This is a genomic window from Bacillus sp. FSL K6-1033, assembly GCF_038630765.1.
Taxonomy (GTDB): domain Bacteria; phylum Bacillota; class Bacilli; order Bacillales; family Bacillaceae; genus Bacillus; species Bacillus altitudinis.
Genome location: NZ_CP152041.1, coordinates 1,829,678 through 1,853,554 on the forward strand (window position 1 = coordinate 1,829,678; position 23,877 = coordinate 1,853,554).

At 42.3% G+C, this 23,877-nt stretch carries 24 protein-coding genes; 12 read left to right on the top strand and 12 right to left on the bottom strand.

Translation table 11 applies throughout. The features are described 5' to 3' along the window. Positions 1 to 4: 4 nt before the first annotated feature. The 8 genes from MHH31_RS09265 to MHH31_RS09300 form a co-directional block, all read right to left on the bottom strand. Positions 5 to 787, bottom strand: coding sequence for an enoyl-CoA hydratase (locus MHH31_RS09265; protein ID WP_045034775.1), 783 nt, complete (start codon positions 785 to 787; stop codon positions 5 to 7). Between the two features lie 15 nt (positions 788 to 802). Then, positions 803 to 1,708 carry a hydroxymethylglutaryl-CoA lyase gene (locus tag MHH31_RS09270; protein WP_058337175.1) on the bottom strand — a complete coding sequence of 302 codons (906 nt, stop codon included), beginning with the start codon at positions 1,706 to 1,708 and terminating at the stop codon, positions 803 to 805. A 12-nt stretch (positions 1,709 to 1,720) separates the two neighbouring features. Next, positions 1,721 to 1,936 carry an acetyl-CoA carboxylase biotin carboxyl carrier protein subunit gene (locus MHH31_RS09275; RefSeq protein WP_017367387.1) on the bottom strand — a complete coding sequence of 72 codons (216 nt, stop codon included), beginning with the start codon at positions 1,934 to 1,936 and terminating at the stop codon, positions 1,721 to 1,723. Beyond that, the gene (locus MHH31_RS09280; protein WP_268373846.1) at positions 1,933 to 3,282 is read right to left on the bottom strand and encodes an acetyl-CoA carboxylase biotin carboxylase subunit; all 1,350 of its coding nucleotides are present in this window, start codon (positions 3,280 to 3,282) and stop codon (positions 1,933 to 1,935) included. The genes MHH31_RS09275 and MHH31_RS09280 overlap by 4 nt, the downstream gene beginning before the upstream one ends. Before the next feature lie 8 nt (positions 3,283 to 3,290). Beyond that, positions 3,291 to 4,928 carry an AMP-binding protein gene (locus MHH31_RS09285; RefSeq protein WP_342495469.1) on the bottom strand — a complete coding sequence of 546 codons (1,638 nt, stop codon included), beginning with the start codon at positions 4,926 to 4,928 and terminating at the stop codon, positions 3,291 to 3,293. A gap of 42 nt (positions 4,929 to 4,970) precedes the next feature. Further along, the gene (locus tag MHH31_RS09290; protein WP_268431994.1) at positions 4,971 to 6,113 is read right to left on the bottom strand and encodes an acyl-CoA dehydrogenase family protein; all 1,143 of its coding nucleotides are present in this window, start codon (positions 6,111 to 6,113) and stop codon (positions 4,971 to 4,973) included. Positions 6,114 to 6,272: 159 nt separating this feature from the next. Beyond that, on the bottom strand, positions 6,273 to 7,808 hold the full coding sequence (locus tag MHH31_RS09295) for a family 10 glycosylhydrolase (RefSeq protein WP_342495470.1): 1,536 nt from the start codon (positions 7,806 to 7,808) through the stop codon (positions 6,273 to 6,275). Positions 7,809 to 7,832: 24 nt separating this feature from the next. Further along, positions 7,833 to 8,720, bottom strand: coding sequence for a tyrosine-protein phosphatase (locus MHH31_RS09300; protein ID WP_178930241.1), 888 nt, complete (start codon positions 8,718 to 8,720; stop codon positions 7,833 to 7,835). Between the two features lie 90 nt (positions 8,721 to 8,810). On the opposite strand from MHH31_RS09300, the gene MHH31_RS09305 reads away from it, so the two are divergent. Next, on the top strand, positions 8,811 to 9,563 hold the full coding sequence (locus tag MHH31_RS09305; RefSeq protein WP_017359514.1) for a DeoR/GlpR family DNA-binding transcription regulator: 753 nt from the start codon (positions 8,811 to 8,813) through the stop codon (positions 9,561 to 9,563). 121 nt (positions 9,564 to 9,684) lie between these two features. Beyond that, a complete protein-coding gene (locus tag MHH31_RS09310) occupies positions 9,685 to 10,074 on the top strand; it encodes a tautomerase family protein (RefSeq protein WP_342495471.1) in 390 nt (129 codons plus the stop codon). A gap of 33 nt (positions 10,075 to 10,107) precedes the next feature. Here the strand turns inward: MHH31_RS09310 and MHH31_RS09315 are convergent, their stop codons facing one another. Then, positions 10,108 to 10,662: a branched-chain amino acid aminotransferase gene (locus tag MHH31_RS09315; protein WP_342495472.1), complete on the bottom strand. Its 555-nt coding sequence runs from the start codon at positions 10,660 to 10,662 to the stop codon at positions 10,108 to 10,110. A gap of 125 nt (positions 10,663 to 10,787) precedes the next feature. On the opposite strand from MHH31_RS09315, the gene MHH31_RS09320 reads away from it, so the two are divergent. The 6 genes from MHH31_RS09320 (at position 10,788) to MHH31_RS09345 (ending at position 18,521) form a co-directional block, all read left to right on the top strand. Continuing rightward, positions 10,788 to 11,921, top strand: a complete 1,134-nt coding sequence (locus MHH31_RS09320; protein ID WP_342495473.1) for a sugar diacid recognition domain-containing protein — start codon at positions 10,788 to 10,790, stop codon at positions 11,919 to 11,921. Positions 11,922 to 11,998: 77 nt separating this feature from the next. Next, positions 11,999 to 13,408, top strand: coding sequence for a glycolate oxidase subunit GlcD (gene glcD, locus MHH31_RS09325; RefSeq protein WP_342495474.1), 1,410 nt, complete (start codon positions 11,999 to 12,001; stop codon positions 13,406 to 13,408). Then, positions 13,405 to 14,745, top strand: a complete 1,341-nt coding sequence (locus MHH31_RS09330; protein WP_342495475.1) for a (Fe-S)-binding protein — start codon at positions 13,405 to 13,407, stop codon at positions 14,743 to 14,745. The genes glcD and MHH31_RS09330 overlap by 4 nt, the downstream gene beginning before the upstream one ends. Positions 14,746 to 14,823: 78 nt before the next feature. Next, entirely contained in the window at positions 14,824 to 16,311 is a 1,488-nt protein-coding gene (locus tag MHH31_RS09335) for a spore germination protein (RefSeq protein WP_342495476.1), read from the top strand. A 12-nt stretch (positions 16,312 to 16,323) separates the two neighbouring features. Continuing rightward, a complete protein-coding gene (locus MHH31_RS09340) occupies positions 16,324 to 17,424 on the top strand; it encodes a GerAB/ArcD/ProY family transporter (protein ID WP_342495477.1) in 1,101 nt (366 codons plus the stop codon). Next, on the top strand, positions 17,421 to 18,521 hold the full coding sequence (locus tag MHH31_RS09345; RefSeq protein ID WP_342495478.1) for a Ger(x)C family spore germination protein: 1,101 nt from the start codon (positions 17,421 to 17,423) through the stop codon (positions 18,519 to 18,521). The genes MHH31_RS09340 and MHH31_RS09345 overlap by 4 nt, the downstream gene beginning before the upstream one ends. 43 nt (positions 18,522 to 18,564) lie before the next feature. Here MHH31_RS09345 and MHH31_RS09350 read toward each other — a convergent pair whose 3' ends face one another. Further along, positions 18,565 to 18,795 (bottom strand): excisionase family DNA-binding protein, encoded by a 231-nt coding sequence (locus MHH31_RS09350; protein ID WP_008346618.1) that lies wholly within the window; start codon positions 18,793 to 18,795, stop codon positions 18,565 to 18,567. A gap of 155 nt (positions 18,796 to 18,950) precedes the next feature. Between MHH31_RS09350 and MHH31_RS09355 the strand changes: the two genes are divergently transcribed. The 3 genes from MHH31_RS09355 to MHH31_RS09365 are packed head-to-tail and all read left to right on the top strand — an operon-like array spanning position 18,951 to position 20,912. Next, positions 18,951 to 19,370 carry a GtrA family protein gene (locus tag MHH31_RS09355; protein WP_342495479.1) on the top strand — a complete coding sequence of 140 codons (420 nt, stop codon included), beginning with the start codon at positions 18,951 to 18,953 and terminating at the stop codon, positions 19,368 to 19,370. Positions 19,371 to 19,374: 4 nt separating this feature from the next. Beyond that, complete coding sequence (galU, locus tag MHH31_RS09360; RefSeq protein WP_342495480.1) at positions 19,375 to 20,256, top strand: UTP--glucose-1-phosphate uridylyltransferase GalU; 882 nt, start codon at positions 19,375 to 19,377, stop codon at positions 20,254 to 20,256. A 53-nt stretch (positions 20,257 to 20,309) separates the two neighbouring features. Next, positions 20,310 to 20,912 carry a DedA family protein gene (locus MHH31_RS09365; RefSeq protein ID WP_007499192.1) on the top strand — a complete coding sequence of 201 codons (603 nt, stop codon included), beginning with the start codon at positions 20,310 to 20,312 and terminating at the stop codon, positions 20,910 to 20,912. Between the two features lie 39 nt (positions 20,913 to 20,951). Here the strand turns inward: MHH31_RS09365 and MHH31_RS09370 are convergent, their stop codons facing one another. After that, entirely contained in the window at positions 20,952 to 21,773 is an 822-nt protein-coding gene (locus MHH31_RS09370) for a uroporphyrinogen-III synthase (protein ID WP_342495481.1), read from the bottom strand. A 148-nt stretch (positions 21,774 to 21,921) separates the two neighbouring features. On the opposite strand from MHH31_RS09370, the gene MHH31_RS09375 reads away from it, so the two are divergent. Beyond that, positions 21,922 to 22,542: a GPR1/FUN34/YaaH family transporter gene (locus tag MHH31_RS09375; RefSeq protein ID WP_072367128.1), complete on the top strand. Its 621-nt coding sequence runs from the start codon at positions 21,922 to 21,924 to the stop codon at positions 22,540 to 22,542. Positions 22,543 to 22,580: 38 nt separating this feature from the next. Here MHH31_RS09375 and MHH31_RS09380 read toward each other — a convergent pair whose 3' ends face one another. Beyond that, entirely contained in the window at positions 22,581 to 23,600 is a 1,020-nt protein-coding gene (locus MHH31_RS09380) for an LLM class flavin-dependent oxidoreductase (protein ID WP_342495482.1), read from the bottom strand. Positions 23,601 to 23,877 lie beyond the last annotated feature (277 nt).

Sequence of the window (23,877 nt, forward strand, 5' to 3'; positions counted from 1 at the left end):
CTTGCTATTTCCCTCTGTAATAAGGCGTTCGTTTTTCTTGAAAAGCCTTGAGACCTTCTAGTCGATCTTCTGTATGAATAAGCCGCAGATAAGCTTCGTATTCTTTCGTCAGCCCTGTTTGTAAATCGTGATCAAGGCTGGATTGAATGGCTTGTTTTGCTTCTTTTAAAGCGATCGGCCCATTTTTGGTGATTTGTTTTGCGAGTGTGATGGCATCATTCATCAGTGAATCGGCTGTAGAGATACGTTCAATCAGCCCAATTTGAACGGCTTCTTCTGCTCGTAAAGAAGTGCCTGTGAAGATCATTTCTTTCGCTTTCCCGGGTCCGATCAGGCGCGAAAGTCTTTGTGTGCCCCCTGCTCCCGGCAGGATAGCTAGTCCTGTTTCCGGCAGGCCGAGCGCTGCACCCGCTCTTGCGATGCGGAGATCACAGGCGAGCGCGAGCTCAAGACCTCCGCCAAGTGCGTGTCCGTTTATCACGGCAATGACAGGAACAGGCAAAGATTCAATGTCTGTAAAGGTTTGCTGAATGGTCAGAACGGCTTCTTTCGCTTCTTGTTCTGTCATCAATCGCCGTTCTTTTAAGTCTGCTCCTGCGCAAAAAACTTTAGCGCCAGCTCCTGTCATGAGCAAACAGCGGATGTTTGCATCATGTTTGATTTCTTGAATCGTTTGGTTAATTTCCTCTAGCATAGCAGCTGATAGAGCATTGGCTTGTGCTGGTCTGTTTAAGGTCATGATGCCAATGTGATCATCTTGTATTGAAAAATTGATCAATGAAGTCATGTGATTCACCCTTTATCAAGTAGTGTGAGACTGAAAAGCGCGTAAACAGTGACTTGGCAGGGTTCGATCCACTTTTGCTTCAATCCATTCAGCCGCTTTAATCAAGCGAGGAAGGTCGACATTTGTTTCGATCCCGAGTTTGTGAAGCATGTGCACCACGTCTTCTGTCGCCACGTTTCCGCTGGAGCCAGGTGCATAAGGACAGCCGCCAAGCCCTCCGCTAGAGGCATCAAATATGGTGATGCCGGCTTTTAATGCTGTATAAATATTGGCAAGCCCCATTCCTTTCGTATCATGAAAATGAAGTGCGATTTTATCAGCAGGAAAGCGTTCAAGTAAAAGGTCTAACCGTCTTTCTACTTGCAGCGGATGGGCTTCCCCAATGGTATCCCCAAGTGATATTTCATCAATGCCGAAGGACAGCAGCTGTTCCGTTAATCGCAGCACTTGGTCCATCGGCACTTGTTTTTCATAAGGACATCCAAACACGGTAGAAATATAGGCCCGCGTTTGCCGTCCTTCTGCTTTTAAATCGGCTGTCATTTGTTTGATCACAGGCAGTGTTTCCTGTATAGATCGATTCATATTCTTTTTGTTATGTGTCTCACTCGATGAGATAAACATAGCCCCTACCTCAAGGTTTGCTTCAAAAAAATGAGCTAATCCTTTTTCATTTGGGATGAGTGCGGCATAGGTGATATCCTCTTTTTTGTTTAATGATTGGGCTAATTCTTTGGCGTCTTTTAAGGCTGGAACCCATTTCGGATGAACAAATGAGGTGACTTCAATATAAGGAAGATGGGCTTCTTCGAGTAAATGGATCCATGTTCGCTTCTTCATTGTGTCCAGCCAAACGGATTCATTTTGTAGTCCATCGCGCGGGCCGACCTCTCTAATGAGCACATTTTTTGGTAATGCCATGCGGCTTTCCCCCTATTCTGTCAGCTCCAAAAGTACCTCTCCCTCGTCAACAAATTCCCCCTCCGCCTTATACACTTTACTGATCACACCTGCTTCTTCTGCAACAATGGGAATCTCCATTTTCATCGATTCTAAGATGGCGACTTCCTGTCCTTTTTGCACATCATCACCCTGTTTCACAAGAAGCTTCCATAAGTTTCCGGCCATTTGTATCGTGACAGTTTTCATGAACGGTTTTCCTCCCTTTTTTTCATCAGATAATCGGTTGTGATGCGGCCATGTAAAAAGGCGGTTGATTCGGCCATTTCCTTTAAAAGCGGTACATTGGTTTTGATCCCTTCTATTTCATATGCTTGTAATGCTGCTTTTAATCGTTCTATGGCGAGTTTTCGAGTATCACCGTACACAATCATTTTCGCAATCATTGGATCGTAAAATGGGGTAATGACACTTCCGCTCGTGACGCTTGACTCATGACGGATATATGGGGCATCAGGTGTAGAAAGCCGAGTGATCGTGCCTGGCGAAGGGTAAAATGTCACAGGGTCTTCAGCGTATATTCTAACTTCAATCGCGTGCCCAATTTGATGAATATCCTCTTGGCTGAAGGACAGGGGCTCTAATGCGGCAATTTTTAGCTGCTCCTCGACAAGGTCAATCCCGGTAATTTCTTCTGTGACAGGGTGTTCTACTTGCAATCTCGTATTCATTTCTAAGAAATAAAATTGCTGGTTTTGATCGACTAAACATTCAATCGTGCCCGCATTTTCATACCCAATTGCTTTGGCAGCTTTGACGGCCATCTGTCCCATTTGCTGTCTCACCGTTTCTTCAAGACAGACGGCTGGTGCCTCTTCAACAATTTTCTGATGTCTTCTTTGGAGTGAACAATCTCTTTCAAATAAGTGAACGCCGTGACCGAACGAATCAAAAAGAACTTGAATTTCGATGTGCCGTGCGTTTTCAATCACCTTTTCCATGTATAAAGTTCCGTCTTGAAAGAAACTTTGTGCTCTTTTTTGATTTCCTTCAAACGCTCGATGCAGTTCTTCGTCGTTGCGGACGAGCTGCATACCAATCCCGCCGCCACCGCTCGATGCTTTTAGCATAATGGGATAGCCGAGTGTCTGTGCTTTATGAACACCTTCGTCTGCATCATGGAGTGGGGCTGAAACACCAGGAACGATTGGGATGCCCGCTTGTTCCATCGTTTTTCTCGCTTCAATTTTATTTCCCATCTGCTGAATGACTTGTGCAGATGGTCCAATAAAGGCAATGCCTTCGCTCCGGCAGCGCTCAGCAAATGCCGCATTTTCTGATAAAAGACCATACCCCGGGTGGATAGCATCAGCATTTGTTTGTTTGGCAACCTTAATGATCGCTTCCATGTTTAAATAGCTTTCAGAAACTTTAGCGCCGCCGATATAATAGGCGCTGTCTGCTTCTTGCACATGAAGTGCATGCTGATCAGCCTCTGAATAAACGGCAACGGTTTTGATTCCGAGCCGTTTACATGTCCGAATCACTCTACGGGCAATTTCGCCTCGATTGGCGATCAATACTTGTTCAAACATCGCTGCTTTCACTCCTTTATTAGATCAAGCGCCTGCTTTTTCAAGCGGAATTTCTGAATTTTGCCTGAGGCGGTCATTGGGTACTCATCTGTAATGAAAAAGTATTTCGGGATTTTGTAGCGTGCCATTTGCGACTGACAATAGCACGTTAATGTCTCAATTGAGACCGACTTCCCTTGTTTTAGCCGAATGAATGCGGCTGCTTCCTCGCCGTATGTCTCGTCAGGAATACCAACAACCTGTGCGTCAAGAATGGCAGGGTGAGTGTATAGGACATCCTCAATCTCTTTTGGGTACACATTCTCTCCGCCTCTGATGATCATATCTTTGAGCCGGCCTGTGATTTTCACATAACCGTCATGATCCATCTCAGCTAAATCCCCTGTATGAAGCCATCCGTCCTCATCAATGACTTCATTTGTTGCTTCTTCGTTTTTATAATAGCCCTTCATGACATGGTAACCTCTTGTACAAAGCTCCCCTTGCTGTCCTCTTGGCACTTCTTCTGACGTTCCTGATAAGGCAATTTTGACTTCAATTTGAGGAAGCGCACGTCCGACCGTTTGAACGCGTCTTTCAAACGAATCATCGGTTCTTGTTTGGGTAATGACGGGTGAACTTTCGGTTTGACCATAGGCAATCGTGAGCTCTCTCAGTCCCATTTTTTCAATGACTGCTTTCATGACGTGGGATGGGCAGAGTGAACCGGCCATAATCCCCGTTCGTAATGTGGACAGGTCATAAGAGTGGAAATTTGGATGATCGAGCTCTGCGATGAACATGGTTGGTACACCGTGAAGAACGGTGCATTTTTCTTTTTCTACTGTTTGAAGGACTCGTTCTGGATGGAATGATTCAAGTGGAATGATCGTTCCCCCTTTTGTGAGACAAGCAAGTACACCAAGAACAGAGCCGAAGCAATGAAAAAACGGCACTGGGATACACATACGGTCCTGCTCTGTTAATTTCATACAATCTGCGATCTGACTCGCATTACAGACGATGTTTGTGTGGCTGAGCATGACGCCTTTTGGATAGCCGGTTGTGCCTGAAGTGTACTGCATATTAATAACGTCATCAGGCGTGAGCTCATTCATTCGCTTCTCCCATTCATGATCTTCGGTTCTTTTGGCTGCCACTTGAAGACGATCCCAGCTGAGCATACCGTTTGGTACATGCTGACCGATATAGATACATCTTTTTAAATAAGGAAATTGTGTGGAAATGATCTCCTCTTGATGAGCGGTTTGAAGTTCTGGAATCAGCTCTTCAAGCATGTTGACATAGGACGTTTCTTTAAAGCCGTCTACAATAAACAACATTTTGCTGTCAGAATGCTTGAGTAAATAGGCGAGTTCCTGTGATTGAAAATTGGTATTCACAGTGACAAGAACAGCACCAATGGAGGCGCAGGCAAATTGAAGAATGAGCCATTCAGGTATATTTGGTGCCATAATGGCGATGTGATCTCCCTTTTGAACCCCTAATGCCATGAGACCTTTTCCTGTTTCCTTGACCTCTTGATAAAACGCTTCGTACGAATAACGTAAAGAACGTTCTGGGTAAACAATGGCTTCATGTGCTGGGTGCTGTTCTTTTTTTTCTCTTAATAGGGAGCCAATCGTTTGCGGGTGAATCGACATCATTGCTTTCCTCCCTTATGTGTAGTAAGCGTTTTCATTAAGGTATTACGCTAACAACTGTCTTGCGATCACGAGCCGCTGAATTTCAGAGGTCCCTTCTCCGATTTCCATGAGCTTGGCATCTCTCACAAGCCGTTCAACACCGCATTCTTTCATATAGCCTGTTCCGCCATGAATTTGGACCGCATCAAGACTTGCTTTTGTGGCCATTTCTGAAGCAAACAGTTTGGCATAGGCCGCTTCTTTTGTAAATGGTTTGCCTTGATCTTTCAGCCAAGCGGCTTTCCAGACCATTTGTCTTGCAAGCTCTATTTGCATCGCCATATCCGCCAGCTTAAACTGAATGGCCTGGAAGGATGAGAGGGTCTTTCCAAATTGCTTTCTTTCTTTTGCATAGGAAAGTGAAGCATCAAGTGCAGCTTGTGCAATTCCGACAGATAAGGCTGCAATGGAAATTCGTCCGCCGTCCAATGTATATAAAAATTGCTTGAATCCTTTCGATTTGTCTCCCAATATATGATGCGCTGGTACACGCACTTCGTCTAAAATGATTTCAGCCGTATCTGAACCGCGAACCCCCATTTTGTCATATGGGTTTGTAATCGACAGTCCCTTTTGCCCTTTCTCCACAATAAAGGCGGAGATGATTGGACGTCCGTTTTCATCATGATCTGTCACAGCGGTGACAATAATCGTTCTGGCATAATTGGCATTTGTGATCCAGCACTTTTCCCCACTGATGACATATTCTTGTCCGTCTTTAATGGCTTTTGTTTTTGTTCCTTTTGCATCTGATCCGGCGTTTGGTTCTGTTAATCCGAAGGAGCCAAGCGCTGTTCCAGAGGCTAATGGAACAAGATGGTCCATCTTTTGCTCCTCTGTCCCGAAGTAATAAAGTGGACTTGCGCCTAAGGAAACCGCTGCGGCATAACTTAGACCTGTACTGGCACACTGCTTGCCAATTTCCTCTACTGCCAGTGCATACGAGATCGTATCTCCTCCAGAACCTCCATATTTCTCTGGAAAGGGTATACCCATAAAACCGAGCTCCCCCATTTTTTGAAATGTGTTCACCGGAAATGTTGCCTGTTCATCAACAGTTTGAGCGTGTGGTGCAATTTCTGTTTTTGCAAATTCTTTGACCATCTGACGGATCATTTGCTGCTCTTTCGTTAATTCAAAATCCATTTTGCTTCCCCCTTTGGCGCTTTTCTATCATATTTATTATTGAAATAGCTTCTTCATGCCAAGCTTGATTGAATTCAGAAAATTAAAATAAAAATAGTAGAAAAATAGAGAAAGCAAAAAAGCATAAATGGAGGAAACCCCTCATTTATGCTGTCTTTGTTATTTTACTGTTTTTGTAGAAGGTTTGCTTTCATGATGAAGGCGATTGAGTGCCGTCACTTTATAGGTATAGCTCTTCTTTTGATTTGCTAAAATGTCTTTCGTTTGTGTGAAGGAACCTGTTTCTTTTCTGACCGTTTGCGCAAATTCGTATGTCCCTTTATTCGACAATCGATAGACTGCATAATAGGATGCACTAGAGCGCGGATCATTTTGTATCTGTAAAACTGCACCATCCTCTGTCTTTTTCACAGATTGAATGATTGGTTTTTTAGGCGCTTTTTGATGAAGCCATGGCATCTCTGGTATGAGAGCCGGTTTGCTATAGGTTTCTTCTATTAATCGTTTCTTTACATTCAAGGGATTCCGATTGATATCTTTCAGACTAAAATGCATGCTTCCTTGTACGAGCTGTGACTGCCTGTTCAGCTCGATCTGGCGAAAATACTCCTCGGGATCAGACCAAGCAGGATCACTGTTTTGATTGATTTTATACGTCGCTTGGCCAATGTACAAGTGAACAGGCTGCCCCTTCACTTCATTTGACCACCATTTCGTCAGCACATCATAGGCAGCGGGCTGAAAGCCAATACTCCAATAAATTTGCGGGGTGATATAATCAATATGGTGCTGCTGTATCCACTCTCTTGTATCAGCATACAAATCATCATAATTGGTCATCCCTGCAGTTGTGTTTGAACCGGTTGGGTCATCTTTTATGTTGCGCCATACACCAAATGGGCTAATACCAAATTTCACATACGGTTTTTCTTTCTTAATGGTGTTATTGATCTGCTTCACTAGCTCGTTCACATTATCCCTTCGCCAATCTTCTATATGAGTGAACTTCTTCCCGTAAGTTTCATACGTTTCTTGATCTGGAAATGGTACACCAGCGATTTTATTCGGGTAAAAATAATCATCCATATGCACCGCATCAATATCGTAGTTTTTCACTACTTCCTCTATCCCGTCAACAATGAAGTCCTGAGCATCAGGAATGCCTGGATTAAAGTAAAGCTGATTTCCGTAGGCGATGGTCCAATCAGGGTGTGCTTTTGCAGGATGATCGGCTGATAACCGGTTGAGATCGGTATGATTCATGGTGATTCGATAAGGGTTAAACCAAGCATGAAATTCAAGGCCACGTTTATGTGCTTCTTCTATCATAAATTCAAGCGGGTCATATCCAGGGTCTTTCCCTTGTGTACCAGTCAAATATTCAGACCATGGACCAAATTTTGATGGATAAAAGGCATCTGCTGTTGGTTTAATTTGCATGATGACGGCGTTCATATTCATCGCTTTGATGTCGTCTAACAGTTGAATGAACTCTTGTTTCTGCTCATCTGCGGGCAGTCCTTTCTTTGAAGGCCAATCTAAGTTATAAACTGATGCGACCCACACTGCACGCATCTCTCTTGTGCTCTCAAGCTTCCCTTTTGGCATCGAACGAGCTAGACTGCTAGACGGAATGAATAAGAAGACACCCATGAAAACTAGTGTCAGAACCGTCATACTGATCTTTTTCAGCATGTTTTGCATCACCTCATATTAAGTTTATTCTGCGTTTTGTGATGGAATGCCAGCAGATGGTGTAAGCAAGATGTTTTTTACTTTAAGCAGCTGAGCTTTAGGGACGTCGCAGGCTTCTACTAAATACCGCTCTGCATTTCCGTATGTATCCATCATCTCATTCAGTACATCTTCAAGATAATCTTGCTGCACACCGAGCAGGGGCTGAATTTGTTCTTTTGACACCCGATATAAACTCATCATGCGAACAAATCGTTCTTGTCTTTTCACTAGCATTTTCACGCCTTCATTGGAACGCATGTATTCACTTAAAACGGTATGCACCGGCACACCCGCTGCTAATTGAATAAGAGCAGATAAAAAGCCTGTACGGTCTTTTCCGCTTGTACAGTGAAGCATAAGCGGATAATTTTTTTCATCGGACAGTAATGTAAACAATTGCTGAATCTCTTTTTTTCGCTCATAGAGCATGCTTTGATATACATCTTTCATGATCGGTGTAAAGGATAGAGATTTTCCTTCTGCTATCAGCATACGAAACATGGTCCATTTGCTAGGCATCATGCTGTCAGGCTGCATAGGGATATGAACAATTTTGTCATGTTCCATGATCTTTGGCGGGTGTGATTTTCGTTCTGAGCTTGTACGTAGGTCACAAATCGTTTGAATTCCAAGTGTTGAGAACGTCAATATGTCTTGCTTCGTGAGACGTGATAAATCGGCAGAGCGATAAATCATTCCTTGTTTGATGACCATCTGATCCGTTGTTTGGAGTCCCCCTACTTCTCTAAAATTTGCAAGCTTTGAAAATTGTATGTTGTGTTGATTCATAGAAGTGAAAATCCTTTCTATCCTCTTTTCTCTATCATACGCTTTTATGAAAAATGAGAAAAGATAAGAGAAAAAGATCATTCGATTCTCCCATGTTGATCAGTGACATCTTTTACGTGGAATTATTGTTATAATAGAATCAGCATATTCGTATTGATTGGAGATTGTAGCATGATAAAAACAAAACGTATTCAGCAAATAAAAGAGTATGTATTTGACCGGGAATCTGCCTCTCTTGATGAGCTTGTGACGCATTTTGGCGTCTCAAAAAACACCATACGCCGAGATGTACAAGCATTGGTAGAATCCGGCGTGCTAAAGAAAGTGTACGGCGGCGTCGCTGTGAATCACTCAACATTGGTGGTGTATCAGGAGCGAAAGACTCGTCAGCTGAGTAAAAAACAATTGATCGGACAGGCTGCCGCTGCTTTTGTTGAACATGGTGATATGATTTTTGTTGATTCTGGTACAACGACACTGGAGATGCTTCCCTATTTGAAGGAGAAACGGATTACCGTTGTGACAAATAACGTGGATTTCATTACACAGGCTATGCCTTATGAACACCTCACCATCTTTTCAACCGGCGGTATGCTAGAGCGAAAAACAAATTCTTTCGTTGGTTATCAAAGTGTTGAGCGTCTAAAAGCATACAATGTCAATAAAGCATTTATTGCATCAACTGGTTTATCCATTGATCATGGCGTCACGAATTCCTCCCCGCTTGAGACAGATATTAAAAAAACGCTCGTTGAAAAAAACGCCAAAACCTTTTTATTAGTCGATGATAGTAAGTTCGACCATTATGCCTTAACCACGTTTTGTGACTTAAAAGACATAGACATCGTCGTGACGAATGAACAACCAAATGAAGATTACCTTCAATATGGAAAAGAGCATGATGTGAAATTTGTCACGCCTTAGTCCAGAGCAAAAAAGCCAAGCGCCAATGTTTTGGCTTTTTTCTTATGCGCAAAAGAGTGAAACGGCGAAGTGTTGGTTACATTATGATTGTACATTTAACACATATTTGGAGGTTGACCTGATGCCGTTGTTACGATTTGACGTGATAGAGGGCCGTTCAAAAGAGGAATTAAAGAAACTGCTGGACACTTGCCATGAAGCAATGGTTGATGCCTTTGGGGTACCTGAACGAGATCGCTATCAAATTGTTCATCAGCACCGCCCTGAAGAGATGATCATTGAAGACACTGGGCTTGGTTTTCCGAGAACAAAGGATCTTGTTGTCATTAGTGTTGTCAGTAAACAGCGGACGAAAGAGCAAAAGGAACAGCTTTATGCACAAATCGCAGAACGTATAGAAAAAGAATGCGGAGTTGCCAAGACGGATGTGATGATCTCCATCGTGGAAAATGGAGACGCCGATTGGAGCTTCGGGATGGGTGAGGCTCAATTCATAAGAGGATGGCTTTAAAAAACGGCTCAGGAGTGTGAGCCGTTTTTTGATTCATTCATTTTCAAGTTGCATGAGCAAGTTGAATAAATAGCGGTACACTGCTGAGATCACACCAATTAAAGGCGTATCTTCTTTGATGTCTTCTAGTTCAAGAAGCGGAATGTTGATATCAAATAACCCGTCTTGTCCATTAAATTGAAGCTGAGCACCATTTAATGTTGAGAGCATCTCTTTTAGTACTCCAGTATCTTTTTTAGGACGCTTCAATCCGAGTAACACGGTATACGTCTGAAATACTTCATCCCATTCTATGGCAAGTCCGTCGGCTCTCACCACATCAAACCACTTCGACTCGATATAAATGAATTCTTTTTGTTGTTTTTTTACGTATGTAAGAGGTGTATTTAAAAAGGAAGCATTTTCTGTTTGAATCATTTCCTCCGATTCCTTGTCTACACATTCTATATAAACATCAGCAAAGCGTGCTTCTTCTGTCATTTTTGCCCCTTCTAGCGGCCAATTTTGACTTGCGGCTTTGTTATATTCAAAGTCGGTGAGCGCCTGCCCTTCTTTCAATAAATCTTGTAAGCGATTTTGCAGTGACATGACTGTATCTCCTTTCATCTACTTCATATGCGTTTTTTATTTTAGCATAACACATGAAAAGAAAGATATGCCTGAGCATATGATGGTATGATAGTGTAAAAAGAAACATCTCGGAGGGGACCGTTTTGCTCACAATGACACTGGCAGAAAAAATCGTAGATGAGGTCAAAAAGGTACTGACGGAAGAAATCATCATCACACAAACAAACGGTACCATTATTGCTGCAACAGATCCAGCACGCATTGGTCAATTTCATGAAGGAGCATATGTCACATCCTTAGAAGGGCAGAAACGAATTCTCACAAAGGATGATGTGCTGCAGATGAAAGGCGTCAAAGCCGGTATCAATCTGCCTATTTATTTCAAACAAGAAGTCATTGGGGTCATTGGAATGACAGGTGATCCAAGGCATGTCTCCCCTTTTGGCGACATTTTACGGAAAATGACCGAGCTGCTCATTCAAGAGCATGAATTCTTTCAAGAAACGGAAACAGATGAACGGCAGCTTGAAGCATTTGTATTCGACTGGCTTCATCTGCCAGAGACAGCGGTTGGTATGACCGAGAAGGCGCAGCGGCTTGGCTTTGATGTCAACAAGCAGCGTGTCGCTATTCTCATTGATTGTCAAGACGAATCGTTTATGAAGCAGGATCAATACAAACTGATGAAGGACAAATTGCAACTCACCAATCAGGAGATCATTGTGCGCTGGGGGCATGCACGTTTTTTGCTCATGCTACAAGCCACACCAGATGGTCGTGATACATGGCACAAGCGCTTGTTCCATATTCATGCTGCGCTCACAGCGCTGTCACCATCGAGGATTTTAATGGGGGCAGGAAAACCAGCAGCTTCTCATGTCATGAAGCAGTCCTTTCATCAAGCTTTTCGCGCTTTAAAATTGGCGCATGCTGAAACACCGATTGTGTTTGATGAAGATTTGACGCTTGAACTTTTTATGGAGGAAATCAGTCAGGAAACAAAAGATACGTTTCTTGATCGAACGATTGCGTCCCTTTTCCCCTATCCTGAACTAGTGAAAACATTGCGGGTGCTCATCGCTTCGGATTACTCATTGAAACATACAGCAGAAGCTATGCATGTCCATATTAATACACTTCATTACAGATTAAAACGGATCCAGGATTTAACGACACTTGATCCAAAGCGCATGCAAGATGCGATGCTTTTTTATTTGGCCTTGCTGCTTTTAGATCATGATACAAAAAATACGATAAAACAGCCTGATATTTTGTAGAATCGTCTATGGTCATGTGACGGTTCTTTTTTTATACTTGTAGAAAAGAGACGTTAAATGAGCGGGAGTGATTGCATATGCTAGATTCAGAATTTTCAAATCAATTAAAAGAGATTGTCGGTGCGCCCAATGTCCAAGACAGCAAGGCGGATCGTCTTGCCTACTCTTATGATGCGACACCAAATTTTCAACAGATGCCAGATGCCATCGTGACACCTCGCACAGCAGAAGAAGTGCAGCAAATTGTGAAACTGTGCGCCTCTTACAAAGTGCCGATCGTCCCAAGAGGCTCAGGGACGAATCTGTGCGCAGGAACATGCCCTACTCAGGGCGGATTGGTGATTCTCTTTACTAGAATGAATCAATTATTAGAAATAGACGAAGAAAATTTAACCGCAACGGTGCAGCCTGGCTTAATTACGCAGGAATTGATTCATCAAGTAGAGGAAAAAGGTCTCTTCTACCCGCCTGATCCAAGCTCTATGAAAATTTCCACATTAGGCGGCAATATTAACGAAAATTCAGGGGGACTGCGGGGGTTAAAGTATGGAGTGACAAGAGATTATGTCCTTGGGCTTGAAGTGGTTTTGCCAAATGGTGATATCATCAAAACAGGCGGAAAGCTTGCAAAAGATGTCGCTGGGTATGATTTGACTCGATTGTTCGTTGGTTCAGAAGGAACAATCGGGATTGTCACAGAAGCGGTGCTAAAGCTCCTGCCGCTTCCAGAAACGAAACAAACAATGCTTTGTTTATACGAAAGCCTTGAAGAAGCTGCGACTTCTGTATCGGCCATCATTGCTGAGCGTATCATTCCTGCTACATTAGAATTTATGGATCAGCCGACCCTTGAAGTCGTTGAAGATTTTGCAAACATCGGCCTGCCCACCGACGTTCAAGCTGTGTTATTAATTGAACAGGACGGCAACCCTGAAGCTGTTTCTCGTGATATCCAAAAAATCGCAGAAGTCTGTGAGCAGCACGGGGCTAAAAGCGTCAAGATTGCACATTCAGAAGAAGAGGCAAGTGCGCTCTTAACAGCGAGACGCGCTGCTTTATCTGCCCTTGCTCGATTAAGTCCTACAACGATTTTAGAAGATGCTACCGTTCCCCGGTCTGAAATTGCCAATATGGTTCGTGCAATCGAAGACATTGCACGAAAGTACGAGGTGAACATTTGTACGTTTGGTCATGCAGGTGATGGCAACTTACACCCCACTTGTGCGACAGATGCAAGAAATGAAGAAGAAATGAAACGTGTAGAAGCTGCCTTTCAGGCCATTTTTGAAAAAGCCGTTGCACTTGGCGGCACGATTACAGGCGAACATGGCGTGGGTCTCATGAAAGCCCCCTATTTGGAGCTGAAGGTCAAAAAAGAAGGAATCGCTGCCATGAAGGCGATTAAACAGGCACTTGACCCAGCAAATATCATGAATCCAGATAAAGTGTTTGGAAAAGCCTCAAGAAAGCGAGTGGTGGTCTCATGAGTTCTTCTTCTAAGCAAAAAGAGATCCAGCAGCAGTTTCAGGAGCAAATGGATGAAAAGGAGCTGCTTAATTGCATGCGCTGCGGCTTCTGCCTCCCTTCCTGCCCTACCTATATTGAATCTGGACAACAAGAAACGCACTCTCCTCGGGGCCGAATTGCGTTAATGAAAGCTGTAAGAGATGGCGTCATTGAGCCAGATGAAGATGTTGAACATTCCCTTAATCTTTGTCTTGGCTGCCGTGCATGTGAACCAGTCTGCCCTTCTGGCGTCAAGTATGGACAGTTGCTAGAAGATGCCAGAGACATTATTCAACAACATAAAAAACAATCATTTCCTGTCAAATTGATGAGACGTGTTGTGTTTAAAGGTCTCTTTCCGTCACAAAGTCGTATGCGACAAGCTGCTAGTTTTCTTCGATTTTATCAAACATCTGGTCTGCAAACAGCCGCCAGGAAGACGCGCATACTGAAGCTGCTTCCCTCCCATTTACAGTTGATGGAACAGGCACTTCCAAAGGTACCGCCTCAAAAGAAAAAACGTTTGAATGAATATAAAGCCATTGGTCAGGCAAAAAAACGGGTGGCGTTTTTTACTGGCTGTTTAATGGATACAGTTTTCTCAAACACAAACAAAGCGACCATTCATCTCTTACAGCTGGCAGGCTGCGATGTGATCGTTCCTCCTATACAAACGTGCTGCGGCGCGCTACATGGTCATAGCGGAGAAAAAGACCAAGCAAAACAGTTAGCCAAGCGGAATATTGAAGCATTCGAGGAAACAGATGCCGATGCGATTGTCATGAACGCGGGCGGCTGCGGTGCCTTTTTAAGTGATTACGGTCATTTGCTTCAGGATGACCCAGATTTTCAAAAACGAAGTAAAGCTTTCTCACAGAAAATAACAGATATATCAAGCATCCTTGTGGAGCTGGAGTTTCACCGCCGCGTGCCACTGGTTTTGCCAGCGCAAGTGATCACCTATCAAGACTCCTGTCATTTACGAAATGGGATGAATGTACAACAGGCGCCGAGGGTGCTCATGAAAGCCATTCAAGGGGTAACGTTTAAAGAAATGAAAGATGCCGGCCGCTGCTGCGGATCTGCAGGAATCTACAATATCTTGCAGCCAGACATGTCGATGCAAATTTTAGATCATAAAATGATTGAAGCGAGCAACATAGCTGCAGCTGCCATTGTGACGTCGAATCCAGGCTGTCAATTACAAATGGCAGCAGGCGTCAAAAAGGCAGGACATATGCCTAGCATGAGAGCGATTCATCTGGCTGACTTTTTATTAGAAGCCGTTCAATATGGAAAAAAAGCGTCCAGCTCATGAAGCTGAACGCTTTTTTTATGCATATCTTCAGACGATTGGTTGGATAATAGAGGAAAATCGCGGAAGGAGATGGTTCAAGTGCTGAAGAAAAACAAATCAAAACAGAAAGACCCGAATTCAGTATTTGAGGCACTATCGCGTTCCTCTGATTTTATCAATGAATTATCAAGTTCCGGAGGTTTCCTTTATAGAATTTCTTTTTTTCGTCCTTTAATTAATGGCAATCTCCTTCATGAACAAATCTTGCCTTTTATTCAGCAATTGCATCTGACACCCACCCTTGAAGAGCTGAAAGAACACATCCCAATCGAACAAGCTGTGATTACGAGGGACCTTCAAAAAGTGGAAGAAGCTCTTCATCGAGGCAGTATTGCTGTTCGAATTGAGACAGACTGGGGCAAAGCGCTCCTTTTGCCGATTGAAGAAAAGAAAGGCAGACAAGTGAGCCAACCTGAGATTGAATTCGGGATTATCAGTGCGCAGGAAGCCTTTGTGGAAGGGCTGGATACAAACTTAAACTTGCTCAGACGCAGGCTGCCCACTCCTGACCTTAAAGTAGTTGAACACACAGTTGGTACCCTTTCTCAAACGAAAGTAGCCGTTGTATACATAGAGGATATCGCCAACCCGCAGAACATTGAAACCGTTCTTCAGCGGATTCAAGATGTTGACTATGACCAAATTCTAGATTCTAATTATCTTGCGCAAATGCTTTATGATGTGTCCAATACAATCTTTCCATTGTTTTTAAATACAGAACGGCCAGACAGGGTTTCCTCAGGTCTAACGGAAGGAAAAATAGCCATTATGGTTGACGGTTCGCCTCATACCCTGCTTGCACCTACAATTTTACTCGAGTATTTTTCTACAATGGAAGACTATAACATGTCTTGGATCGCAGCATCCTCCTTTCGGCTGTTACGCATTTTTGCTGTAATTTTTTCTATTTTTGCAACCCCTTTGTATGTAGCTGTTTTAACGTTTCACTATGAACTGATTCCTAAGGACTTATTAGAAACGATTGTAGCATCACGCTATCTCGTTCCCTTTCCGCCTATTATTGAAGCATTATTTTTAGAGATATCGATTGAGCTGCTTAGGGAAGCCGGGTCTCGCCTTCCTGCAAAAGTCGGACAGACGCTCGGGATTGTTGGAGGTATTGTGATCGGACAGGCTGCGGTTGCAGCGGGATTAACAAGTAATATCCTGCTCATTATAGTCGCATTATCAGCTCTTGCCTCTTTTGTCACCCCTATTTATAAAATGGGGACAACCATTCGTCTCTTACGTTTCCCATTCCTTTTTGCTGCACAAGTGTGGGGAGCGCTAGGGATTTCGCTGATGGGGGCTTTTCTTCTTACACATTTAATGAAATTAACGTCTATAGGACAACCTTACTTAGAGCCAATCTTTCCACTTCGATTGGCCGATTTAAAGGGTAGTTTGATTCGTCCCCAGCTCCGCTTTTTGAAAAAACGTCCACAAAATTTACGCCCGCAAAATGAAACGATACACCGCCAAAAGCCAAAGCAAGGCCGTAAGGGGAAAAATGATTTTTATGAATAAGGAAGTGAAGGCATGAGCTCTTCTTCTATGAAAGAAAAATTTCAAGTATCCCCTTTTTTTGTGTTTTTTCTTGTCAATGCCAATCAAGTAGGTGTTGGTATTTTAAATTTCCAGACGAATCTTGTCCGGACGATTAATAATGATGGGTGGATCGCCATTTTAATTGCTGGTGCAAGTGTCAATTTAATGATTTTCCTTATTTACTATTTGTTTAAAAAAGCACCTACTGACGAATTTAGTGACATTACGCAATCTGTGTTTGGTAAATGGCTCGGACAATTCATCAACATTCTCTACATTTTGTATTTTTCTTCATTATCTTTGATCGTGCTTGTTCATTATATGGATGTAATCCATGTTTGGCTGTTTAAAGAAATTCCTGGTCTTTTATTTGCATCAGTGCTCCTCATCCTCGTCTATTACATTCACACAGGCGGATTTAGAACAATCGCTGGCTGGGCATTCTTTAGCATTGTCCTAACGTACTGGATGACCTTTATCTGTTTTTATGTCATGAAATATAGTCACATCCGGTTTATGTTCCCAATGTTTGATCATTCATTTTCACAACTCATGATGGGGGTCAAAGATGCCTCTTTATCCATGTTTGGTTTTGGAACATTGCTTGTCTATTATCCCTTTATTAAAAAAGCACAAACGTCGCAAAAATTTGCACATATGGGAGTGTTGCTAACTACATGCCTGAATTTGCTTGTATTTCTCGTCTCTATAGCGTACTACTCAAGTGCTCAGCTCGAACTAACGAAATGGCCAACATTGACATTAACCAGCATTGTCAAACTTCCGTTTATCCAGCGCTTTGAATTTATTGAAGTGTCGCTATGGCTTTTGCTTATCGTTCCAAATATCGCTATTCCATTATGGGCAGCCAGCAGAATGGCAAAACAAGTGTTTCACACGAGCCAGCGCACCACGTTAATAGTTCTCAGCCTTCTCATTCTCGTTATGTTTTCATTTTTTATTAGAGCTACCTCATTTGAGACATTTAATAAATGGGTGGAATATAGCGGATACATCCTCATCTATGGATTGATTGGATGTATGATCATTGGGTTGCTGCTGAAAAAAAGGTGGGTGAAAAAACGAACATGAAACATTCTATTCTGATATGTCTCATGTTATTGAGTCTTTTCTTAACGAGCTGTGCACAGCCTCGTCTCTTAGATGAATTAAGTATCTCGCAGGCGGCGGGATTTGACTTATTGGAAGATGGAGAAATGAAGGGCTTCTTTGTTTTCCCTGTTTTTAAAAGCGAAGAACAAGGAAGTTATCAAATTGTAAGTGCTAAGTCAAATACCATTAGTAATATTCAGTTTCTTGTTTCGGAAAAATCGCCTTTCCCCGTTGTCATGGGACAAGTACTCGTGATTTTAATAAGTGAAAAGCTGGCGAAAGAAGTGGGCATGATTGATTTGATGAATTACATCTATCGTGATCCGATCATTGGGTCTCGTCAAGTATTTGCCATAGTAGACGGAGAAGTTGAAGATTTATTGCATACAAAAATGAATCAAACCAACTTAAATATCGGTGTATATCTTTCAGATTTACTGGCTCAAAACATGCGAAACGGCAATCAACCTGTGACCAATCAGCATATTTTTATGAACCAGATGATGGCAAAAGGCGTGGATGCCTACCTCCCTTACATTAAAAATACAAGCAACTCTATTAAAGTGTCAGGTGTCGCTCTTTTTGATCAAGAAAAAATGGTTGGGCATATTCCAGGGGAAGATACATTTACGTTTAAAGCGATGATTGAAAATCATAAAAATGGGATTTATGAGTTTCGATTTAATGACAGAAAGAAAACCCATGTTGTTATTGAAAATATCAAATCACATGTGTCTTATCACATTAAACCAACTGAAAACCTTTCAAAAAAGCCTCATATCACCATTGATATCAAGCTGAAAGGTGAGTTAAAAGAATTTATGAAATCAAAAAAAATCGATACGCCTTCTATCTTGCAGCATGTCGAAAAAGAAGTTGAGAAGCGTGTGGCCCAGCAAGGAAGAGACCTTGTTCAATCCTTTAAAAAGCAAAAAATTGATCCGCTTGGCCTTGGTTTGAGATATCGCTCTAAAGATAAAGCGATGACACCGGAGAAATGGCAAAAACTCTACCCTGATGCAGATGTTCAAGTGAATTGTCATATGAAGATTGTCCAAACAGGAGTCAGCCAATAAAAAAGACTGTATGAAAAGGTTCTCCCTTCTCGTACAGTCTTTTTTAATCTTCATCTTTTACGTCCGGGTCCTCAGGGATTGGTTCATTTAAGATGTCTTGAATGAGCTCTTTATATTGTTCTAGCTGTTTCATATGGGTTTGAAACTGCCCTTGATAAATGAGATACGATTCCCCGTCAAATACGTAACGAATCTTTTTTTGCTGAATTAATTTTTCAACATATGCTTCTGATACTTCTAAGTATTCAGCTGTTTCTCCAATTGTTAAATACATGCATGTGCACCACCGTTCGTTTCATCTTACAAATTATATCACGAGCTGGTGAAAAAACAGATATCGCTTGTTCATGTTTTTTTCATCTTTTCTTCACTGATTCGTCAACTCGCTTTTGTACAGTATTTATACACCCACTCAAACACTAGGAGGTGATGATCCTTCGCATGACAAAGAAAAATATTCGGACCTGTGCCACATTTTTAACTGTAGGCTCTAGCAATACGATGATTGACTTTCTGTTCTTCTTTTTTTTCACTGCTTGCTTTGTTCCCTCTTTTCTTGCACAGTGCCTGTCCTATACAGCAGGAATGCTGAACAGTTATGTTTGGAATCGAAAATGGACGTTCCAAGTAAAAAAGAAAGCGGACAGGTGGGAATGGATCAAGTGGGCCACAGTCAACGGCGCAGCGTGTCTCCTCACCTATGTTGTCTTATATGTCATGCAACAAGCAGGATTCTCATTATTCATTAGTAAAGCGATTGGTACCCTTCTTGGCATGATGATCACTTTTACTGGAAGCCGCCTATGGGTGTTTCCATCAGAAAACAAACGATCAGAAATGGAGCGATGATTCAATGAACATCAAAAAAGCCGTTATACCAGCAGCCGGATTAGGCACACGTTTTTTACCCGCAACGAAAGCACAGCCAAAGGAAATGCTGCCGATTATCGACAAACCCGCCATTCAATACATAGTTGAGGAGGCTGTTCAATCAGGCATTGAAGATATACTGATTATCACAGGAAGAAATAAAAAATCGATTGAAGATCACTTTGACCGTTCGATTGAGCTAGAACACACGTTGCTTGAAAAAGGAAAAAAAGAACAGCTGGCTGAAATCAAACATATTGCGGATATGGCCAATATTCATTATATTCGTCAAAAGGAGCCCTTAGGTCTTGGACATGCGGTATTATGTGCACGTCATTTTACTGGCAATGATCCTTTTGCGGTCCTTTTAGGTGATGATGTCATGGTGTCAGAAAGACCTGCACTCTCTCAGCTCATGGAAGTCTTTGAAGACAAACAAAGAGAGGTCATTGGCGTCCAGCAAGTGGATCGTCTAGATGTCAGTAAGTATGGTATGATAAGACCAGCTAGAGTAGACGGTCAAGTGTTTGAAGTCACAGACTTAGTGGAAAAGCCAGCTATTCATGAAGCTCCTTCCGATTTAGCCGTGATGGGCAGGTATCTGTTAACACCATCGATTTTTCCTATTCTACAAGGAATTGAGAGAGGTGCTGGGAACGAAATCCAGCTGACAGATGCGCTGAAAATCATTGCACATGAATCACCCATTTATGCAAAACAATTAGATGGGATGAGATTTGACGTTGGTGATAAGCTGGGCTCATTTAAGGCAGCGGCTGAAATTGGATTAATGCGTCATGATATGCGGCCAGCCATACTAGCATATATGCAAAGCATACTCATGAGAGAAGCAAAACAAGCATAGGCTCTTATAAGGATGCTTGAAGAAAATTCGTATTTAAAGGCAGAGTGAAATGAATGGGAACCTTGTTTAATGAAATTTTAACCTGGCTGACAAGCCTTGGTTACGCAGGTGTTGCACTTGGACTGATGATTGAAATTATTCCGAGTGAAATTGTACTTGCCTACGGCGGATATATGGTGTCAACAGGAAGCATTGGATTTGTTGGAGCCGTCATCGCTGGGGTTATTGGAGGAACACTTGCCCAGTGCTTTATTTACTGGATCGGCCTTTACGGCGGAAGACCTTTTTTAACAAAGTATGGGAAGTATTTATTCATCCATGAGCATCATATTGCCACGGCAGAACGCTGGTTTGACCGATATGGAACTGGTGTCGTATTTACAGCTCGTTTTATCCCAGTCGTGCGCCACGCGATCTCGATTCCAGCTGGTATTGCAAAGATGCCATTTCTCAAATTTGTTCTTTTGACCGGATTAGCCGCCATCCCTTGGTCCATCCTATTTATTTATCTTGGAATGCAGCTTGGGACAAAATGGGACCACATTCAAAGTGTCGCTCACACGTATACAACACCAATTATGGTCATTGCTATCGTTCTGATCGTACTGTATTTCGTTTTGAAAAAAATTCGCACAAATCGAAAACGGACAATCTAACAAAAACGCCTTTCACTCGTCATGTGAAAGGCGTTTTTTCTATGCGTGCGTCGATTGTTTTTTCATATATTGAGATAATTCCATAATCATTGCACCCATTCTTTCAAGTGATGGGGCTAGAATGCGGCTTATCCCCTGTTCTTTTAATGCTTCAGCTGTGACTTTTCCAACAGCTACAGCTAATACATGCTGCTCGAATAGATGTTGCAATTCTTCTTTTTTGCCCCATTCTTCTGCTAGTTTGAAAAAGGCATGAACCTGAACAGCGGTTGTAAAACAAACGGCATGGACCTTCCCTTCTTTCATTTCTTGAAGCAAAGTGTCCGCCGCCTCTGGTTCAGGGGGCGTGTGCTGATATGGCATGAGCTGCAAAACGTCTGCTCCCTTGTGATGTAAAAAATCAATGAGAGCTGGTGCATTTTCACCGTGAAGCTGTACCATGACCCGTTTACCTTGAAGTTCTTTGTCTTCTAACTTTGAAATGAGGTCACGAACGGTTCCATCTTCATCAGAAACATCTGGCTGAATGCCGTGTTTTTTTAGAGCCGCGAACGTTTTGTATCCTCTTGAAGCGATATGGGCACTTGATAAAATGTTCATAAAAGCTTCTCCAAGCTGCAGCTCTTGTGCACTTTCAATTAATGTGTCTGTGCCGATACCCGTTGTTAAAATGACCCAGTCAGCTCCCTTCTTTACAAAGGTTTCTATGCCTGGCTTCAATTCCTCTTTGGCTAAAAATACAGTGCCCTGAAGAGAACGAATAACAGCTTGTCCTCCTTGCTTTTCAACAAGTGTACGCATTTCTTCTGTTTTTCTTGTTCCGCATATGGCAATGGTCTTTCCAGCTAAGCCTTTACTCATTCTCATCCCTCTTTTTCTATCACATGTATGATGTATTGTATTAAATATAGATTTATTTGGAAGACGTTGCAAGTGTCTACTAAAAAAGAGCTTGACGTTTCTATCGAATTCGAGTATCTTTTGTAAGTGCAAATTGTAGGAGGTCATTATGGAAAAACAGAATGTTCAAGCAATTCGATTATCAATCGCAGACCCAACACCACTTGGTTTGTTTGGTTTAGCAATGGTGACGCTTGTTGCGTCTTCACAAAAACTAGGAATTACAGATGGCACATCCCTTATTTTACCTTGGGCTATCTTCCTTGGAGGAATCGCGCAGCTGATCGCGTCCATACAAGATTCAAAGCATCATAATATTTTTGGAGCCACTGCCTTCGGCGCATTCGGTCTTTTTTGGATGGGCGTTGGAACCACTTGGCTCATTCAAGCTGGCGTTTTTGGGAAAACGCTTGCGGGATCTGCGGACCCAAAACAACTAGGTTTTGCTTTTATTGGTTATTTGATTTTCAGCTTATTTATGACGATCGGTGCAATGGAAACACATAAAGTATTGTTTTTGATTTTCGTCTTTATTGATTTCTTATTCATTGGCCTGTCCCTAAGCTCGTTTGGTGTGATGTACGATGTGACTCATACGATGGCTGGTATTGCAGAATTGATTATTTCTCTTCTTTCATTTTATGGTTCTGCAGCTGTTGTGCTGAATACACATTTTGGTCGTACAGTACTGCCAGTTGGACAACCATTTCGCGTGTTTACTAAAGCATAAATAAAAAAGAACTGCTCTTGGCAGTTCTTTTTTTATTCTTATTTTTCTTGTTCCTCTTGAAATATCTCTGCAATGATTTCATAAGAACGCATTCTTTCTTGATGGTCAAACATATCAGAATTAATCATGACTTCATCTGCTTGAGTCGCCTCAATAAAGGCTTCTAACTCTTTTTTCACCTTTTGTTTATCCCCGATCATCGTCGAACTTAATTGTTCGTCCACCATCGCCTTCTCATATGGACTCCATAGCCCATCCATACTTTCAACAGGGGCTTTGAGTTTTCCTGGTGTATTGCGAATGAGGCTCAAGAAGCGCTGATAATGAGACGTCGCCAAATATTCAGCCCGCTCTGTTTGATCAGCAGCAAAAACCGTCACACCAACCATCGCATAAGGTTCTTTTAACACATCTGAAGGTTGAAATGCCTGTCTGTATAATTCTAAAGCAGGAATGGTATTTTTAGGGGAGAAATGTGCCGCAAAGGCAAATGGCAGTCCCAGTTCTCCTGCAAGCCTTGCACTAAAACCACTTGAACCAAGAAGCCAAATTGGTATATACAATCCTTCTCCCGGAACGGCTCTTACATGTTTTTTGACCTGACCAGTCGGTTTGAAATATTGCCGAAGTTCTTCAAGCTGCTCAGGGAAATCCTCTCCATTATGAAGATTACGTCTAAGTGCCCTTGCCGTTAACTGATCTGTTCCGGGTGCCCTGCCTAGACCTAAATCAATTCTCCCTGGATACAAAGTCTCCAGTGTTCCAAATTGTTCTGCAATAACGAGTGAAGAATGGTTTGGAAGCATAATCCCCCCAGAACCAACCCGGATCTTTTCAGTCCCTCCGGCAATATATCCAATTAAGACGGATGTTGCTGAACTCGCAACCCCTTCCATATTATGATGCTCCGCAAGCCAATATCTATGGTAGCCCCACTTCTCAGCTTTTTTTGCTAAATCCATACTATGTTCAAATGACTCTTTGATTGTGCCACCTTCTGTTACAGAGGATAAATTTAACACGGAATATGCTGCACGTTGTAAAACTGATTGACTCATACATGATGCCCCATTTCTTTCAAAAATCATACTAGTTTCATTCTTTCAACACCATAACATAAAACGATTTAACTTTTAAATGATTTGATTCGATGAACTTCGAACTAAAAAATATCATTTAGCTGAATTCCGCTTTTTAAATTTCCACATAGAATAAAATATTAACTTTTAGGAGATGGGGAATTTGTATAATCAGTACGATAACAAATGTCCCTTTTGCGGAAAAAAGCATGATTGGCAACCTCATTACAGAAAATCTCGTCACGATAGACCTTTA